This is a genomic window from Mesorhizobium sp. B3-1-8 (genome assembly GCF_006439495.1).
In the GTDB taxonomy this organism is placed as follows: Bacteria; Pseudomonadota; Alphaproteobacteria; order Rhizobiales; family Rhizobiaceae; genus Mesorhizobium.
Genome location: NZ_VFTK01000004.1, coordinates 1 through 15,749, shown reverse-complemented (window position 1 = coordinate 15,749; position 15,749 = coordinate 1). Strand labels below are relative to the sequence as shown.

16 protein-coding genes and 1 pseudogene are annotated in these 15,749 nt (G+C 63.1%); 3 read left to right on the top strand and 14 right to left on the bottom strand.

Annotated elements, in window-relative coordinates; all coding sequences use genetic code 11:
* Nucleotides 1-17: 17 nt before the first annotated feature.
* Genes rpe through FJ424_RS04775 form a run of 8 tightly spaced genes read right to left on the bottom strand, consistent with a single transcriptional unit; the run spans nt 18 to nt 8,626 of the window.
* Nucleotides 18-704 carry a ribulose-phosphate 3-epimerase gene (gene rpe, locus FJ424_RS04810; RefSeq protein ID WP_140652875.1) on the bottom strand — a complete coding sequence of 229 codons (687 nt, stop codon included), beginning with the start codon at nt 702-704 and terminating at the stop codon, nt 18-20.
* Nucleotides 701-1,639, bottom strand: a complete 939-nt coding sequence (cbbX, locus tag FJ424_RS04805) for a CbbX protein (protein ID WP_140652877.1) — start codon at nt 1,637-1,639, stop codon at nt 701-703. The genes rpe and cbbX overlap by 4 nt, the downstream gene beginning before the upstream one ends.
* Nucleotides 1,640-1,663: 24 nt before the next feature.
* Nucleotides 1,664-2,083: a ribulose bisphosphate carboxylase small subunit gene (locus FJ424_RS04800; protein WP_140652879.1), complete on the bottom strand. Its 420-nt coding sequence runs from the start codon at nt 2,081-2,083 to the stop codon at nt 1,664-1,666.
* Between the two features lie 11 nt (nt 2,084-2,094).
* Nucleotides 2,095-3,555 (bottom strand): form I ribulose bisphosphate carboxylase large subunit, encoded by a 1,461-nt coding sequence (locus tag FJ424_RS04795; protein WP_140652881.1) that lies wholly within the window; start codon nt 3,553-3,555, stop codon nt 2,095-2,097.
* Nucleotides 3,556-3,590: 35 nt separating this feature from the next.
* Nucleotides 3,591-4,670 carry a class II fructose-bisphosphate aldolase gene (gene fba, locus FJ424_RS04790; RefSeq protein WP_140652883.1) on the bottom strand — a complete coding sequence of 360 codons (1,080 nt, stop codon included), beginning with the start codon at nt 4,668-4,670 and terminating at the stop codon, nt 3,591-3,593.
* Between the two features lie 11 nt (nt 4,671-4,681).
* A complete protein-coding gene (gene tkt, locus FJ424_RS04785; RefSeq protein WP_140652885.1) occupies nt 4,682-6,685 on the bottom strand; it encodes a transketolase in 2,004 nt (667 codons plus the stop codon).
* Nucleotides 6,686-6,695: 10 nt separating this feature from the next.
* Nucleotides 6,696-7,568 (bottom strand): phosphoribulokinase, encoded by an 873-nt coding sequence (locus tag FJ424_RS04780; protein WP_140640307.1) that lies wholly within the window; start codon nt 7,566-7,568, stop codon nt 6,696-6,698.
* Between the two features lie 8 nt (nt 7,569-7,576).
* Entirely contained in the window at nt 7,577-8,626 is a 1,050-nt protein-coding gene (locus tag FJ424_RS04775) for a class 1 fructose-bisphosphatase (RefSeq protein WP_140652887.1), read from the bottom strand.
* Between the two features lie 119 nt (nt 8,627-8,745).
* Between FJ424_RS04775 and FJ424_RS04770 the strand changes: the two genes are divergently transcribed.
* Both FJ424_RS04770 and FJ424_RS04765 read left to right on the top strand, forming a co-directional pair.
* The gene (locus tag FJ424_RS04770; RefSeq protein WP_140652888.1) at nt 8,746-9,735 is read left to right on the top strand and encodes a LysR family transcriptional regulator; all 990 of its coding nucleotides are present in this window, start codon (nt 8,746-8,748) and stop codon (nt 9,733-9,735) included.
* Nucleotides 9,736-9,950: 215 nt separating this feature from the next.
* Nucleotides 9,951-10,151: a hypothetical protein gene (locus FJ424_RS04765; RefSeq protein ID WP_140640301.1), complete on the top strand. Its 201-nt coding sequence runs from the start codon at nt 9,951-9,953 to the stop codon at nt 10,149-10,151.
* Between the two features lie 17 nt (nt 10,152-10,168).
* On the opposite strand, the gene FJ424_RS04760 is transcribed toward FJ424_RS04765, so the two are convergent.
* The 6 genes from FJ424_RS04760 to FJ424_RS04735 all read right to left on the bottom strand — a co-directional run bounded on the left by FJ424_RS04760 (nt 10,169) and on the right by FJ424_RS04735 (nt 15,223).
* Nucleotides 10,169-10,795 (bottom strand): hypothetical protein, encoded by a 627-nt coding sequence (locus FJ424_RS04760; RefSeq protein WP_140640299.1) that lies wholly within the window; start codon nt 10,793-10,795, stop codon nt 10,169-10,171.
* On the bottom strand, nt 10,795-11,655 hold the full coding sequence (locus FJ424_RS04755) for an ABC transporter permease (protein ID WP_181182021.1): 861 nt from the start codon (nt 11,653-11,655) through the stop codon (nt 10,795-10,797). The genes FJ424_RS04760 and FJ424_RS04755 overlap by 1 nt, the downstream gene beginning before the upstream one ends.
* A gap of 11 nt (nt 11,656-11,666) precedes the next feature.
* On the bottom strand, nt 11,667-12,461 hold the full coding sequence (locus FJ424_RS04750) for an ATP-binding cassette domain-containing protein (protein ID WP_181182018.1): 795 nt from the start codon (nt 12,459-12,461) through the stop codon (nt 11,667-11,669).
* Between the two features lie 41 nt (nt 12,462-12,502).
* Nucleotides 12,503-12,949: a hypothetical protein gene (locus tag FJ424_RS04745; RefSeq protein WP_140652892.1), complete on the bottom strand. Its 447-nt coding sequence runs from the start codon at nt 12,947-12,949 to the stop codon at nt 12,503-12,505.
* A 32-nt stretch (nt 12,950-12,981) separates the two neighbouring features.
* Complete coding sequence (locus tag FJ424_RS04740) at nt 12,982-13,908, bottom strand: YVTN family beta-propeller repeat protein (RefSeq protein WP_181167029.1); 927 nt, start codon at nt 13,906-13,908, stop codon at nt 12,982-12,984.
* A gap of 67 nt (nt 13,909-13,975) precedes the next feature.
* A complete protein-coding gene (locus FJ424_RS04735) occupies nt 13,976-15,223 on the bottom strand; it encodes an ABC transporter substrate-binding protein (protein ID WP_140652921.1) in 1,248 nt (415 codons plus the stop codon).
* A 414-nt stretch (nt 15,224-15,637) separates the two neighbouring features.
* Between FJ424_RS04735 and FJ424_RS04730 the strand changes: the two are divergent.
* Nucleotides 15,638-15,749, top strand: a pseudogene (locus tag FJ424_RS04730) (S-(hydroxymethyl)glutathione dehydrogenase); the annotation flags it as partial.

Sequence of the window (15,749 nt, the reverse complement as noted above, 5' to 3'; positions counted from 1 at the left end):
CATCCTCCGCAAGTGGTTCACGCGGCTCGCCGGACCGCTCCGTCGGCCGCCTGTCTGATCGCGCCAATATTGGCGCGATAGGCGGCCTCGGCGCCACCCTTGAAAACGGCGGAGCCGGCGACGAGCACATTGGCGCCGGCCGCGGTAACAAGGGGAGCCGTCTCGGGCGTGACGCCGCCGTCGATCTCGATGTCGATCGGACGCTGGCCGACGAGCGCCTTGACACGCCTGACCTTGTCGATGACCGCCGAAATGAAGGCCTGACCGCCGAAACCCGGATTGACGGTCATCAAAAGCACTAGGTCGAGCCGGTCGAGGACATATTCGATGACGCTTTCCGGCGTCGACGGGTTGAGCGACACGCCGGCCTTTTTGCCGAGGTTCCTGATCGCCTGCAGCGAGCGGTCGAGATGCGGCCCGGCCTCGGCGTGCACCGTGATGATGTCGCAACCGGCGTCGGCGAAGGCGGCGAGATAGGGATCGGCCGGCGCGATCATCAGATGACAGTCGAAGATCTTGTCGGTTCGATCGCGGATCGCCTTGATCACCGGCGGGCCGAAGGTGATGTTGGGCACGAAATGTCCGTCCATAACGTCGAGATGGATCCAGTCGGCGCCCGCCCGCGCGACCGCTTCGATCTCGTCGCCGAGCCGCGAGAAATCCGACGACAGAACGGAAGGGGCGATGATGGTCTTTGCGGTCATTTGCCTTCTCCTTCCCCGGGCTTCACTGCGAACACCCGGCTGGCGGTGATGTCCTCGGCGGAGATCGTCGACAGCGCCTTGGCGTCGAGCGGTTCCCTAGCGCTCTCGAACAGGCGGTTGGCCTGCCGCAGCCGTGTCCGGTCGAGCGCGTTGCGGATCGAGCGGGCATTGGCGAAATGCGGTTGTGCGCGGCGGCGCGCGATGTAGTCGGCCATTGCGGCGGTTGCCTCGGTGTCGAACAGGTAGTTTTGCTTTTCGAGCATTTGTTCCGCGATCCTGAGAAGCTCGTCGTCGGAATAATCGGGAAAGTCGATGTGGTGGGCAACGCGTGAACGGAATCCCGGATTGCTTTCGAAGAAGCGATCCATGCGCTGCGCATAGCCGGCGAGGACGACGACGAGATCGTCGCGCTGGTTCTCCATCACCTGCAGCAGGATCTCGATCGCTTCCTGGCCGTAATCCCGTTCGTTCTCAGGGCGATAGAGATAATAGGCCTCGTCGATGAACAGGACGCCGCCCATTGCTTTCTTCAGGATCTCCTTGGTCTTGGGGGCCGTATGGCCGATATACTGGCCGACCAGATCGTCGCGGGTAACCGAAACCAGATGGCCCTTGCGGATATAGCCCAGGCGATGCAGCAGGTCGGCCATGCGCAGCGCGACGGTCGTCTTGCCGGTGCCCGGATTGCCGGTGAAGCTCATATGCAGCGTCGGCGTTTCGTGCGCGAGGCCCATGCGGCGGCGGGCCCGCTCGACCAGCAGGAGCGCCGCCGTCTCGCGGATGCGCCGCTTGACCGGGGCGAGCCCGATCAGATCGCGGTCGAGCTCGGCCAGGACGTCCTTGACGCCGGACGTTTCGAATTCCTCGCGCAGATCGATCGCCGCCGGGGCGGCGGCTTGCGGCACTTGCGTTTCGGCTAAGGCTGGCGCCGACATGGTATTTTCCTCCTGTCGCGATGATCAGCCGTATCTCGCCCCGGCCGGCCTGTCGGCCGCGTAGGGCTTGGTGGTGTAGCGGATCATGCGGCCCGCGGTTTCCTGCCTGTCGAGCCGGTAGCCGGGTTCCTCGGCCGGGCGGTTCACGATGAAGGAGAGCTTCACCGATTCCCAGCCCTGCGAGGAATCGAAGGCGACGACGCGGATATAGCGATCGCCATAGAGCTTGCGGCATGCGTTGAGCTCCATCATCAGCGCCGCCGCGTCCGGATTGTCGAACATCGGGTGGCCCCACATGTCCCAATAGGTGTTGCGCGGGTGCGGGTCGTCGGTGAACTCGAGGCTGACGGCCCATTTGTTGTCGATGCAATACTGCACCTCAGCGCGGATCTGATCGTCGGTCAGGTCGGGCAGGAAGGAAAAGGCCCCTTGGGTTATGCGCATTGTCTGTCTCCTTATTCGGCGGCTGTTGCCACCGGAACGAAGTCCGGCGTGTCGGTCGAGGCGTAGTTGAATGTCACGTCCTTCCAGACGTCGAGGGCCTGTCGCAGAGGCAGGCATGAGCGGGCGGCGCGCTCGAGGATCTCAGGCCCTTCCCGCAGGTAGTCGCGACCCTCGTTGCGGGCGAGGATCATCGCTTCGAGGGCCACCCTGTTGGCGGTGGCGCCGGCCGCGATCCCCATCGGATGGCCGATCGTGCCGCCGCCGAACTGGAGCACCACATCCTCGCCGAGCAGGTCGATGAGCTGATGCATCTGGCCGGCATGGATGCCGCCCGACGCCACCGGCATCAGCTTGTTGAGCGATGCCCAGTGCTGGTCGAAGAAGATGCCGTTCTCCAGCCGCATCGGGTTATGGTCCTCGCGGCAGATATCGTAGTAACCCCTTGTCGTCGCCGGATCGCCTTCCAGCTTGCCGACGACGGTGCCGGCATGGATGTGATCGACGCCGGCAAGCCGCATCCATTTGGCGATGACGCGGAAGGAAACGCCGTGCGACTTCTGCCGCGTGTAGGTCGAGTGCCCGGCGCGATGCAGGTGCAGAATCATGTCGTTCCTGCGCGCCCACTTTGCCATCGACTGGATCGCCGTGTAGCCGATCACGAGGTCGATCATGACGATGTTGGAGCCGAGCTCCCTGGCGAAGTCGGCCCGTTCGTACATGTCCTCCATGGTGGCCGCGGTGACGTTGAGATAGGTCCCCTTGATCTCGCCGGTCTCGGCCTGCGCCTTGTTGACCGCCTCCATGCAGTAGAGGAAACGCTCGCGCCAATGCATGAAGGGCTGCGAGTTGATGTTTTCGTCGTCCTTGGTGAAATCGAGCCCGCCTTTCAGCGCCTCGTAGACGACACGGCCGTAGTTGCGGCCGGAAAGGCCGAGCTTCGGCTTGACGGTGGCGCCGAGCAGCGGGCGGCCGAACTTGTCGAGGCGCTCGCGCTCGACAACGATACCGGTCGCCGGACCCTGGAAGGTCTTCACATAGGCGACGGGAAAACGCATGTCCTCCAGCCGCAATGCTTTCAATGGCTTGAAGCCGAAGACGTTGCCGATGATCGATGCCGAAAGATTGGCGATCGAACCCGGCTCGAACAGGTCGAGATCGTAGGCGATATAGGCGAAGTACTGTCCGGGCGCGTTCGGCACGGGGTCGACCCGATAAGCCTTGGCGCGGTATTTTTCGCTCGCCGTCAGCCGGTCCGTCCAGACCACAGTCCAGGTTGCGGTCGAGGATTCGCCGGCGACTGCCGCGGCGGCCTCAATCGGGTCGACGCCGTCCTGCGGCGTGATCCTGAACACCGAGATTATGTCGGTGTCCTTGGGCTCGTAGTCGGGCTCCCAATAGCCCATCTTCTTGTATTCCATCACACCGGATCTGTAGCGGTCCTTGCCGGTCACGGTCTCGGATTTGTTGGGCATGAGTCTGGTCCTTTCCTTGCTTGGCGGACCGCCGCTCAGGCGGCTTTCGCGGTTGCGATCTGCGGGTCGAGCTTTCCCGCGGCGTAGCGCTTGGCCATCTCGTCCATGGCGATGACCTTGATCTTCGAGGCGTTGCCCGCGGTGCCGAAGCGTTCGAAGCGATCGCGGCAGAGGTCGCGCAAGGCGTCCATGGCGGGCTTCAGGAATTTTCGCGGATCGAATTCACGCGGATCCTGCGTCGCGACGCGGCGGAACTGCCCGGCCATGGCCATGCGGCAATCGGTGTCGATGTTGACCTTGCGCACGCCATAGCGGATGCCGCGCTCGATCTCCTCGACCGGAACGCCGAAGGTCTGGGGCATCTCGCCGCCGTACTTGTTGATAATGTCCTGCAGCTCCTGCGGCACGGAGGACGAACCGTGCATGACCAGATGCGTGTTCGGCAGCTTCTCGTGGATCGCCTCGATCACCTGCATGGCCAGGATGTCGCCGTCCGGCTTGCGCGTGAACTTGTAGGCGCCGTGGGAAGTGCCGCAGGCGATGGCGAGCGCATCGACACGGGTGGCGGTCACGAAGTCGACCGCCTGATCGGGATCGGTCAGGAGGTGGTCGTGCGACAGCGCGCCCTCCGCTCCGTGACCGTCCTCCGCTTCGCCCTGGCCGGTTTCCAGCGAGCCGAGCACGCCGAGCTCGCCTTCGACGGAAGCGCCGACCCAATGCGCCATGCGCGCGACGCGTTCGGTGATGGCGACGTTGTAGTCGTAGCTCGCCGGGGTCTTGGCGTCCGCCATCAACGACCCGTCCATCATCACCGAGGTGAAGCCGTGGCGGATCGCCGAAAGGCAGGTGGCTTCGTTGTTGCCGTGATCCTGATGGATGCACAGCGGAATGGCCGGATGGATCTCGGTCAGCGCCTCCATCATCCTGGACAGCATGATGTCGTTGGCATAGGAGCGCGCGCCGCGCGACGCCTGGATGATCACAGGCGCGTCGCAGGCCCTGGCCGCCTCCATGATGGCGAGGCCCTGTTCCATGTTGTTGATGTTGAATGCCGGCACGCCGTAACCGTGCTCGGCGGCATGGTCGAGAAGCTGGCGAAGGGTGATGCGGGCCATTGTCGGTCCTCCTAGATGATGAGTTTCAGCGCCGCCTCGGCGACGGCTTCGGGTGTGATGCCGAAATGCCGATACAGGTCAGGGGCGGGGGCACTGGCGCCGAAGCCGGTCATGCCGACAAAAGCGCCCGTGTCGCCGATCCAGCGGTCCCAGCCGAGACGGGCGGCCGCCTCGATGGCGACGCGCGGCGCCGAGCCGAGGACGGACTTGCGGTAGTCGGCTTCCTGTTCCTCGAACAATTCCCAGCACGGCATCGAGACGACCGCGGCGGCGATGCCGTGCTGGGTTTCCAGCCGTTCGGCGGCGGCAACGGCGATCTCGACCTCCGAGCCGGTGGCGATCAGCGTCACGGCGCGGTGCGCGGATGGCTCGCGCAAGACGTAAGCGCCGCGGCCGGACCGGTTCTCGTGGCCATGTACCTGGCGCAGCATCGGCAGGTTCTGGCGCGAGAGCGCGAGCAAGCTCGGCCGCGTCCCGCTCTTCAGCGCCAGTTCCCAGCACTCCGCCGTTTCGATGATGTCGGCAGGACGGAAGACGTTGAGGTTTGGCGTCGCCCGCAGCATCGCCAGGTGCTCGACGGGCTGATGGGTCGGTCCGTCCTCGCCGAGGCCGATGGAATCGTGCGTCATCACATAGACGACGCGCTGGCTCATGAGCGCCGAGAGCCGCATCGCGCCGCGAGCATAATCGGCGAAGCACAGGAAGGTGCCGCCATAAGGCACGAACCCGCCATGCAGGGCGATGCCGTTCATGGCCGCGGCCATGCCGTGCTCGCGAATGCCGTAATGAATATAGCGGCCTGCATAGTCGCCCGGCGCTATGCGATCCATGCCTTTGGTGATCGTCAGGTTCGAATGGGTCAGATCGGCGGAGCCGCCGACCGTCAGCTCGGTTGCGCCGTTGATCGCGGCGAGCGCCATTTCGGAGGCCTTGCGCGTTGCGACCTTGGTCGCCTTCTCGACATGCTCCGCGCGGAAGGCGTTCAGCGCTTCGAAGACCGCATCGGGCAGCTTGCCGGAAAGCGCGCGCTCGAAGTCTTCGCGGCGCGCCGAGGCGGCAAGCCGCCGCTCCCAGGCGCGCCGCGCCGCCTGGCCGCGTTCGGCGATCTCGCGCCAGGCCGAAAGGATGTCGTGCGGCACCTCGAACGGCGCGTGGGCCCAGCCGATGTTTTCGCGCGTCGCGGCGATCTCCGCATCGCCCAGCGGCGCGCCATGCGTCTTTTCCGAACCCTCAAGATTGGGCGCGCCCTTGCCGATCACCGTACGGCAGGCGATCAGGGATGGCCGATCCGAATGCTGTGCTGCCTCGATCGCCGTGGCGACGGCTTCCATGTCGTGGCCGTCCACCGACTGCACATGCCATCCGGCGGCTTTGAACCGGGCCGGCTGATCCATCGATGTCGAAAGCGAGGTCGGTCCGTCGATGGAGATCGCGTTGTCGTCCCAAAGCACGATCAGGCGGGAGAGCTTCAGGTGACCCGCGAGGTCGATCGCCTCGTGGCTGATGCCTTCCTGCAGGCAGCCGTCGCCGGCGATCACATAGGTGTAGTGGTCGACGAGATCGGCGCCGTGGCGGGCGGCCAGCATGCGCTCGGCCAGCGCTATGCCGACAGCGGTCGAAATGCCTTGCCCGAGGGGACCGGTGGTCGTCTCGATACCAAGCGCGTGGCCATGCTCCGGATGCCCGGCAGTACGGCTGCCCAACTGACGGAACCGTTGCAACTCCTCGATCGGCATGTCCTGGTAGCCGAGCAGGTAATGCAGGGCATATTGCAGCATCGAGCCGTGTCCGGCCGAAAGCACGAACCGGTCGCGATCGGGCCAATCCGGCGCCGTCGGATCGATGGCGATGAAGCGGCTGAACAATACCGTCGCGACATCGGCCATGCCCATCGGCATGCCCGGATGTCCGGAACTGGCCTTCTGCACGCTGTCCATGGCCAGTGCGCGGATGGCGTTCGCCATGTCGCGCTCGGACACTGCGGCGGTGGACTTTAGTGCTGCCAGCGTGGTCATGGCATCCTCCTCACGACACACGTTTCTTGCGTTCGATCAATTGCAGGATGAGCGGCGTCAGGATCAGCTGCATGGCAAGGTCGAGCTTGTTGCCCGGCACCACTATGGAATTCGGCCGCGACATGAAGGAGTCGTGGATCATTGAAAGCAGGTAAGGGAAATCGATGCCGCGGGGATTGGCGAAGCGGATCACCAGCATCGATTCGTCGGGGGTCGGGATCCAGCGCGCGATGAACGGGTTCGACGTGTCGACGATCGGCACGCGCTGGAAATTGATCGCGGTCTGCGAGAATTGCGGAACGATGTAGCGGACATAGTCCGGCATGCGGCGCAGGATCACGTCCATCACCGCCTCGGTCGAATAGCCGCGCGTGGCGCGGTCGCGATGGATCTTCTGGATCCATTCGAGATTTATGACCGGCACCACGCCGATCTTGAGGTCCGCATGCCTGGCCAGATTGATCTTTTCGGTGACGACGCAGCCATGCAGGCCTTCGTAGAAGAGCAGGTCGCTCGGCGCGAATTCGCGCCATTCGGTGAAATGGCCGGGCGGCGTGCCGTACTGCTTCTCCTCATCCTCGTCATGGATGTAGGTGCGGGTCTTCCCGCTCCCCCGGCGACCATATTCCTCGAAAACCTCCTCGAGGATCTCGAGCTCGTTCGCCTCGGCATGGAAGTGGGTGAAGTTCGGGTTGCCGGCCTTTTCCTGCTTGGCGACCTCCACCTTCATCGCGGCGCGATCGTAGCGATGAAAGGCGTCGCCTTCGATGAAGGCAGCCTCGATGTTCTCGCGCCGGAAGATCATCTCGAAGATGCGCTTGACCGAGGTCGTGCCCGCGCCCGACGATCCGGTGATGGTGATGATGGGGTGCTTCGCCGACATGGTTCCGCTCAGGCCCTGAAGAGTCCGCGGCGGCTGAACAGCGGCGCACGCTCGCCGATGGCGCTGGGTTCGGTGTGGTAGCGGGCGATCCGCGCGACTTCCCGCGCGGATCCGAAGACCACGGGTACGCGCTGGTGCAGGCTCTCGGGTTCGATTTCCAGGATGCGGGTGATCGCATCGGTCGCGGCACCGGCCGCCTGTTCGATCAGATAGGCAATCGGATTGGCCTCATAGACCAGCCGAAGCCGTCCCTGGCTGTAACCCCGGCGTTGGTCGCCGGGATACAGAAACACGCCGCCGCGCATCAATATGCGGTAGCATTCGGCAACCAACGAGGCGATCCAGCGCATGTTGAAATCCTTCTCCCGTGGGCCTTCGGTGCCTTCCAGGCAGTCGTCGACATAGAGGCGCACGGCCTCGTCCCAGTGGCGGTAGTTGGCGGCGTTGATGGCGAACTCCTGGGTCCGCTCCGGGATGATCCGGCTTTCGTAGGCCTGGACGAAGGTGCCTAGCCTGGTCGAATGCACGAAGACGTGCGTGCCGCTACCGAGCGACAGAACGAGCGCCAACTGCGGCCCGTAGATAAAGAAGCCGGCGCCCAGCATGTTCGCGCCTGCCTGCAAAAAGGAGGCGGCCGGATCGGCGTCCGGCGCGCCAGTTGCAGGGAGGAGCGAGAAAATCGTTCCGACCGACACGTTGGTGTCGATGTTGGAGGAGCCGTCCAGCGGGTCGATGGCGACGGCGAGGGGGGCTTGCCTGTCGAGCAGGACCGGCTGCTCCAGCTCCTCGGAGGCATAGAGCGCGACCGGGGCGCGACGCATGGCGTCGAGGAAGATATCGTCGGCGAAGACGTCGAGATCCTTCTGGACATCGCCGTCGGCATTGGCGCCGCGGGTCCCGGCAAAAGCGGCGCCGAGCGCTCCTTGGTTGATGGCATTGCGGACCTTGGTAGCCGCCTGCGTGAACTGACGGACGGTGGCGACGACCGCGGATCGGCGTTCGTCCGGCTGATCGCCGAGATAGGAGTTCAGAAAAGCGTCGAGCGTTGCCGCTGGCATCGTAACCTCCCGGTCCGGCGTATTTCCCAGGCGCCGGATGGAGAGATGAAATCAAACGGCCCAAGATAAGTAAAATTCAATAACTTTACCTTGGCGCTAAAAATAATTTAGTATGCTGCATGAGGACTCTCACGCTCAAGCAATTCAAGACCGTCCAGGCCATCGTCAGCCACGGGAAAATCGTGAGCGCGGCCAAGGTGTTAGGCCTCTCTCCTCCAGCGGTTACGATCCAGTTGCGACAAGTGGAGGAGGAGTTCCAGCTGGCCTTGTTCGACCGGACGTCGGACGGCATGCGTCCTACTACCGCAGGGCTGGCCTTCGTCGAGGCGGCGCAGGCCATCGAGGAGCGGCTGCGCATGCTTGAAGACGAGATGGACGCCATCAAGGGCGTGCGCGCCGGCAGCCTGAGGCTCGGCGTCGTCTCCACCGCCAAATATTTCGCGCCGCGGCTGATGGCCGGCTTCATGAAGGAACATCCCGACATCGACATGCGGCTTGCCATCGGCAATAGAGCCGAAACGATCGACAGGCTGAAGAATCACGACATCGACATCGCGCTGATGGGCCGTCCACCCAAGGAAGTTTCGGTGCGCGCTTCGGTCTTCGGCGACCATCCGCTGGTCATCATCGCGCCGCCCGAACACAAACTGGTTTCGGCACGCGACATTTCCAAGGAAAGGATCGCCGAGGAGCATTTCCTGATCCGCGAGCCAGGCTCGGGCACGCGCATCTCGCTGGAGATATTCCTGAGCGACGTGCCTGGCCGGATCGACGATCTCGGCGTCGAGATGGGGTCGAACGAGACGATCAAGCAGGCGGTGATGGCAGGTCTCGGTATTGCCTTCATCTCCGCCCACACCATCGCCGCGGAAACGGAAGCCGGTCGGCTCGTCATTCTCGACGTGGCCGGCATGCCGATCCGCCGGCAATGGTTTTCGGTGATGCGCACCGATCACGTGATCTCGCCCGCGATGGCAACCTTCAACGATTTCCTGATGCGCAAGGGCGCGACTTACCTGCCTTTGTTCGGCAAACTGTATCCACATGCCGAAGCGGATGAAGCAGCGCAGACACGGCAAGCGAGAACGCCTGCAAGGCGGCCCAAGTGAAACGCCTGACATATCGGCTGTCGGGGATCGTGCGAAAAGGTTGGGGAAGGGCGTGAGCAATGGGTCATCGCCATGGTGGTCGGCAGGCCTGCATGGCATATTGCTAATGGAAGGGGTAGGGCAGCAATTCACACAAGGCGGAAGTGCAGCCAAACCTGCAGGCAAATCGCCATGCGTCCCGGCGTGGGGTTCGGGATTTCGAAGGGGAAGGGGCAATGCTTTATACAATCGTGATGATGGTCTGCATGACGACCGTGCCGCAGACCTGTGAGCAACGCGAGGAAATGGCGGACGGCCTGGCCATGAATCCCGGAGTGGCCTTCATGCAGGCACAGCCGCTGGTCGCGCATTGGCTGGACACACATCCCGGCTATTTCGTGCAGCGCTGGCGCGTGCTGCCCGGCCGGAGCAGCTAGAGCAATTCCAGGAAGAGTTATTTCTTCGCGGCAAGCGTCTCCGAGACGGTCTTGGCCAGCTGGTAAAGCCGCTGCTCGATTATCGTCGGCACGTCGCAGACGTAGGTCAGTGATTGCGCGCGCTCCGTGAAGATCCGCGTCGCGAAATTCAGCTGGTCGGTCCGCCGCTCGACCTCGTCCTGATCCGCGCCGGGCTTTGCTCGCAACGCATCGACGTCGGACGCTTGCTTGCGCAAGTCGGCGGCCATTTCGAGCTGCCTGTGGGCATAACGGGAAATGCCGGAAATGACGTGCGAACGCTCGGCGTCCATGTGGTCGAACATGCCCTGCACGAGCATCGCCATTTTCGGCGCAAGCTGCTCGGCCGGAAGCGATGCCGCAAAATCCCTGATTTTCTTCTGAGCGTCGCCGAGCGGCAGCCGCCGCGCCGAGACGTCCTCGACAAGGGCGGAGACCGATGAGTCGTTTGACCAGTCCTTGGCCGACGGCGGAAGGTCCGGCCCGTTCCAGACCTGGCCGAGCGACAATTGCGGCACCTTGCGCTGGACGCAGGGCCAGCCCGGATCGGCGGTCGCCGCCCCGGCATTCGCGCCCGGCGCTAGCATGGCGACCACAACCAGGCTGCGAGCAAGCATTCCCGTCATCAGGCATTTCCTCCCGTATCCTGCTTGCGGGTCATCAGGCCGCGCGAGGGGTCGTAGGCGATGATGGCTCCGGCCAGAAACAGCAGCGTGCATCCGGCGACGACGCCCAGCGACACCCAATCGATCTGACCGTAAAAGGCGAAGCGGATGAGTTCGACCGCGTAGGTGAACGGATTGACGATGCAGATCTTGTAGAGGAGAGGGCTGGCTTCCTGGATGCGCCACAACGGATACAAGGCGGGTGAGGCGAAATAGCCAGGGAATATGACGAAGTTCATGATGCCGGCAAAGTTTTCGAGTTGCTTGATCACCGAGGATAAAAGCATCCCGAGGGCGCAAAGCATCATGCCCGACAGAAACAGCGCCGGCAGCACGAACAGGTAGCCAAGGGGCGGCGCCTTGACGCCCCAGAACCAGGCCACGATCAGGAACGCGTAGACCTGCGCGATCGATACGGCGACGCCGGCGAGCATTTTGGACACCAACAGAAACCAGCGCGGAAACGGGCTGACAAGCAGGGTGCGCATATTGCCCATCTCGCGGTCGTAGACCATCGACAGCGAAGACTGCATGCCTGAGAACAGAAGGATCATGCCGCACAGGCCGGGCGTGATGTAGACCTCGTAAAGGACGTAGGTTTTATAGGGCGGTATGATCGAGACGCCGAGCACCTGGCGAAAGCCGGCGGCGAAGATGAACAGCCAGACGAGCGGCCTGACCAGCGAGGAGATGAAGCGCTCCCGTTGATGCAGGAAACGCAAGCACTCGCGCAGGACGATGCCCTTGAGGCAGACGAGATAGTGGCGCGGACCGAACGCGTCCGACCTCACCGGCGTGACGGAGGCGACCTTTTGCGGCATCGCGGACGTGCTCATGGCGAAATCTCCGCAATGCCGGTCGTCTCGCTGCGGTTGAGCTTCGAGAAGGCGTCGCGGATCGAACCGACGCCGCTGGCCTGGATGAGATCGGACACCGTGCCGCTGGCGACAAGGTTGCCCTGTCGCAGCACGACGGCATGGTCGCTGTCGTCGACTTCGTCGATCAGGTGCGTGGCCCACAGAACGCCGATGCCTTCGGTTTCGACGAGCCTGCGGATGGTGGCCAGGATGCCGGCGCGCGACTGGACGTCGAGACCGACGGTCGCCTCGTCGAGCAGCAGCAGGGAGGGGCGGTGGAGCAGCGCCCTGGCGATTTCGATCCGTCGCATCTGGCCGCCGGAGAGAGAACGGGCCTTGTCATGCTCACGGCCCTGCATGTCGACCGTTTCGAGCAGGGCGGCGATGCGCTGCCGGGCCTCGCCGCCGCCGATACCGTGCAGCGAGGCGTGGTAGGAGAGGTTCTGGTACACGCTGAGATCGAGGTCGAGCGTACGTGCCTGGAACACGATGCCGACACATCTGAGCGCTTCGCCGGAAGCGCGGCGGATGTCATGGCCGAAGATGCGGATCGATCCATGGCGGGTGTCGTAAAGGTGGCTGATCAGCGAGAACAAGGTTGTCTTGCCCGCCCCGTTGAGGCCGAGCAGCACCGTGAAGGTCGCCGGGGCGATCGAGAAGGACACGTTGTTCAGCGCCCGTTTGGGACCGTAGGAATGGCTGATGCCGACGACGTCGAGCGCCGCCACCTCATTTTCCGAACCGCCTGTCCGTACATGCTGCACGCCCATCACCCTGTTCTCATGTGCGCCCGGTCCTCATTTGCCGGTTTTCATTTGATTGTGATCTTGCCCTTCAGGCCCTTGTCGGCAAGGTCGGCGACGGACCACGTGTATTCGCCGGGGCGCACGGTATGGAACTGAACCAATATGGTTCCCGCATCGTCGAATTCGAACCAGGCCGGTGCGCCGGCCATGTGCACCTCGAGATCGTTTATGACGATCTGGTCAATCCAGACGTTGCGCCAGAGATCGGTCATGAATTTGTATTCGAAGCCGCCGTGAGATGTGATCTTCCAGCGATAGCCTTGGCCGGCGACCAGTTCGAAATCCGTCCGATTGACGTCGTAGCTGGATTTGTCCGAGCCCAGGACAAGCTCGGGGAGGTTCTTGCTGGATCTCGTCACCTTCGGGGCATCATCGTCGTCGGCACTGGCCGCGAGCGGGGCAACCGCCAGCCCGACAAGAACGGCGAAGGCAATCATGCGACTGGTCTTCATGGAGCGAACTTCCTGGCTTGCTTGGGACATCGCTAGTTCGGCGATATGGCCACGCCCCACGGCTGCTGGCCGACGGTGAGTGACTGGACCGGTTCATCGGTCGCCGTGTCGATGAAGGTGATGTCGTTCGAGTTGCCGTTCGTGGTGATCAGCGTCTTCTGGTCGGGGGTGAAGGCGAGATGCCAGACGCGCTGGCCGACGAGGATGTATCTTTCCACTTCGTAGGTTTCGGTGTTGATCACCGCGACATGGTTTGCCGGGCCGAGCGCGACATAGGCCTTCTTGCCGTCGGCGGTTATGGCGATGCCGACGGGCTGGATGGTCTCGGCCCGCAATCCGTTGATCGCGAACTGGATTTTCTTCACCACCTGGCGCTTGGCGTTGTCGATGACGCTTACCGTGCCGCCGACCTCGGCGCTGACCCAAACCTGGGAGCCGTCGGGCTTGAATTCGGCGAAGCGCGGGCGCGTATCGACCAGGACGTTGTCCGTCACCTCATGGCTTTGCGTGTCGATGAAATGGGCCATGCTGGTGGTTTCGGAGGTGTTGACCATGGTCTTGCCGTCGGGGCTGACGCCCATGCCTTCCGGCTCGACGCCGACCGGAATCTCCGAGAGCACCGCCTTGCTCGCGACATCGACGACGGTCACCAGATTGTCGTCCTCGTTGGCGATGTAGAGGGTCTTGCCGTCGGGCGAGAGCACGAACAATTCAGGATCGGGCCCGGAGGGCAGGTCGCCCACGATTTGAAGGCTCGACGTATCGATGATCTGGACCGTGTCGTCGTCGCTGGCGCACAGATAGACGAACTTGCCGTCGGGCGAAATCGTGATGCCGCGCGGCCGCTGCCCGACATCGACGGTCTTGATCACCTTCATCGTCGCCGTGTCGACGACGGTCATGGTGTTGTCCTTCTCGTTGGAGACATAGGCCGTATAGGCCGATGCCGGACCGGCCATGAGGCCGGTCGCGAGAAAGGCGAGTGCACAAGCTCGTCCTTGCACCGATTTTCCTCCCGATTGCTTTTTACTTAAGGGCGCATTTCGTCTCCGGCTGGTCGACGCCGAGCGTGTCTAGCTCGGAAACCTGATGGAGGTAGCCCTCCTGCGGCGAGGTCGAGACGACCGACTTGGCGTCGCTGAGCAGGATCGGCTGGCGCAGCTGAAGGTTCCATTTGCGGAAGGTCAGCTTCTGGCCCTTGAAGGCGGCGACCGAGAATTCGTCCGAGCGGATATAGTCGCTGATCTTTTTCGGATCGTCGCCATTGGTGCGCGTGGTGGCTTCGCCGACGGCCCGCACGGCCGTCCAGGCCGACATGTCCTTGGACAACATTCGCCGGCCCGTCGTCCTCAGGAACCGGCTTTGCATCTGGATGCCGCCCCACTGCTCACTCGCGGGATGCCATGACGAGGCGACAAGCCCGGCCGTGCCCGCGACCGGCCGCGGCGTCCAGGTGCGGTAGGGCACATAGGTTCCGAATACCTCGCTCTCATCGGCGACCAGCACCACGTCGTGTTCCGGCAGGTCCTGCGTGAACACGGAGATCTGCTGCTGGATCTGCGTGGCGCCGGTGTCGGTGCGCCTGGCGGTGCCGGAGTCCTTGAACTCCTTCTCCGCCACGATCTGGCCACCGAAACGGGCAGCCGCGCGGCGCAACGCATCGGCATAGAGATGGTCCTGCTCATGCGAACCGTAGAGCAGCACCCAGTTCGGCCACTTCTTCACCATGAGATATTGCGCCAGCGCGTCGGCCAGCATGCTGCGCGTCGGCGCGATGTGGAAGACGTTTATGCGGCAGTCCTCCTCGCGCAGGCTATCGTCGGTGGCGCCGATGTTGAAGATCAGCACGCCCTTGTCGCGCGCGATGTCGGCGATGGACAGCAATTGCCTGGCCGAGAGGTCCGCTACCACATAGCGGTCGCCCTTGACGATCAGGTCGTCGAATGCCTGAACCACATCGGCGTTCGGCTTTATTTCGGTGATGTCGAGGCTGAATTTCTGGCCGAGGAACGTTCCTGTCGTATTGTTGTCGCTGATCGCCACCTTGGCGCCGGCAACACCCTCGTCTCTTGGCGGCAGGTCGAGCAGGGAAAGCGTCAGCTGCGGCGCGTATGCCCGCAAATAGCCTATCTTGATTTCGGTGATCTTCTTTTCAGGCTTGGCCGTTGCGGCCGGTTGCTTGCTCGCTTCCTGAGCCGGCGCACCGGAAATGTTGGCGGCCAGGAAAAGAAAGCACAAAAAGGTCGTGAGAGTGGTCGGCACCGCGCTCGTCATCGATAACATTACCCACTCTCGTGCCGGGTCCAATCCTATCGGACCGGCGCCAAGCCAAGGTGCCCGCGGAAAACTTAGCGGACGTGTTGGATTTCTCAAACCTTGTAAGCTGACCTGCCACTTCTGCTTTAGTCCTATTCGCCGCCGGCAAGGCGGCCGGCGATCAAGTGGATCGCGGCATGCCGAACTGCGCGGAAAGTTCCCGGTCGATCCTCGAGATCAAGCAACGCGTCTATCGGGTGGCCACCTCGAAACAGGTGAAGGGTGGGGGGACCTTGGTAGAATAGACTTATGAGGTAGAGCGTTCGATTATTGCTAGCTCACTACGGCTTGGAAACGGTATTTTTTGTTGTCCGGCGGACGTCAAGTCCGCCGGAACATGAAGTTTTTCGATTGCCTTGGGAGGAGTGCCTCATGAAAACGCGTGCCGCCGTTGCCGTTGCCGCCGGAAGCCGCTTGAGATCATGGAGGTGGACCTCGAAGGGCCGCGCGACGGCGAGGTGCTGGTCGAGGTCAAGGCGACCGG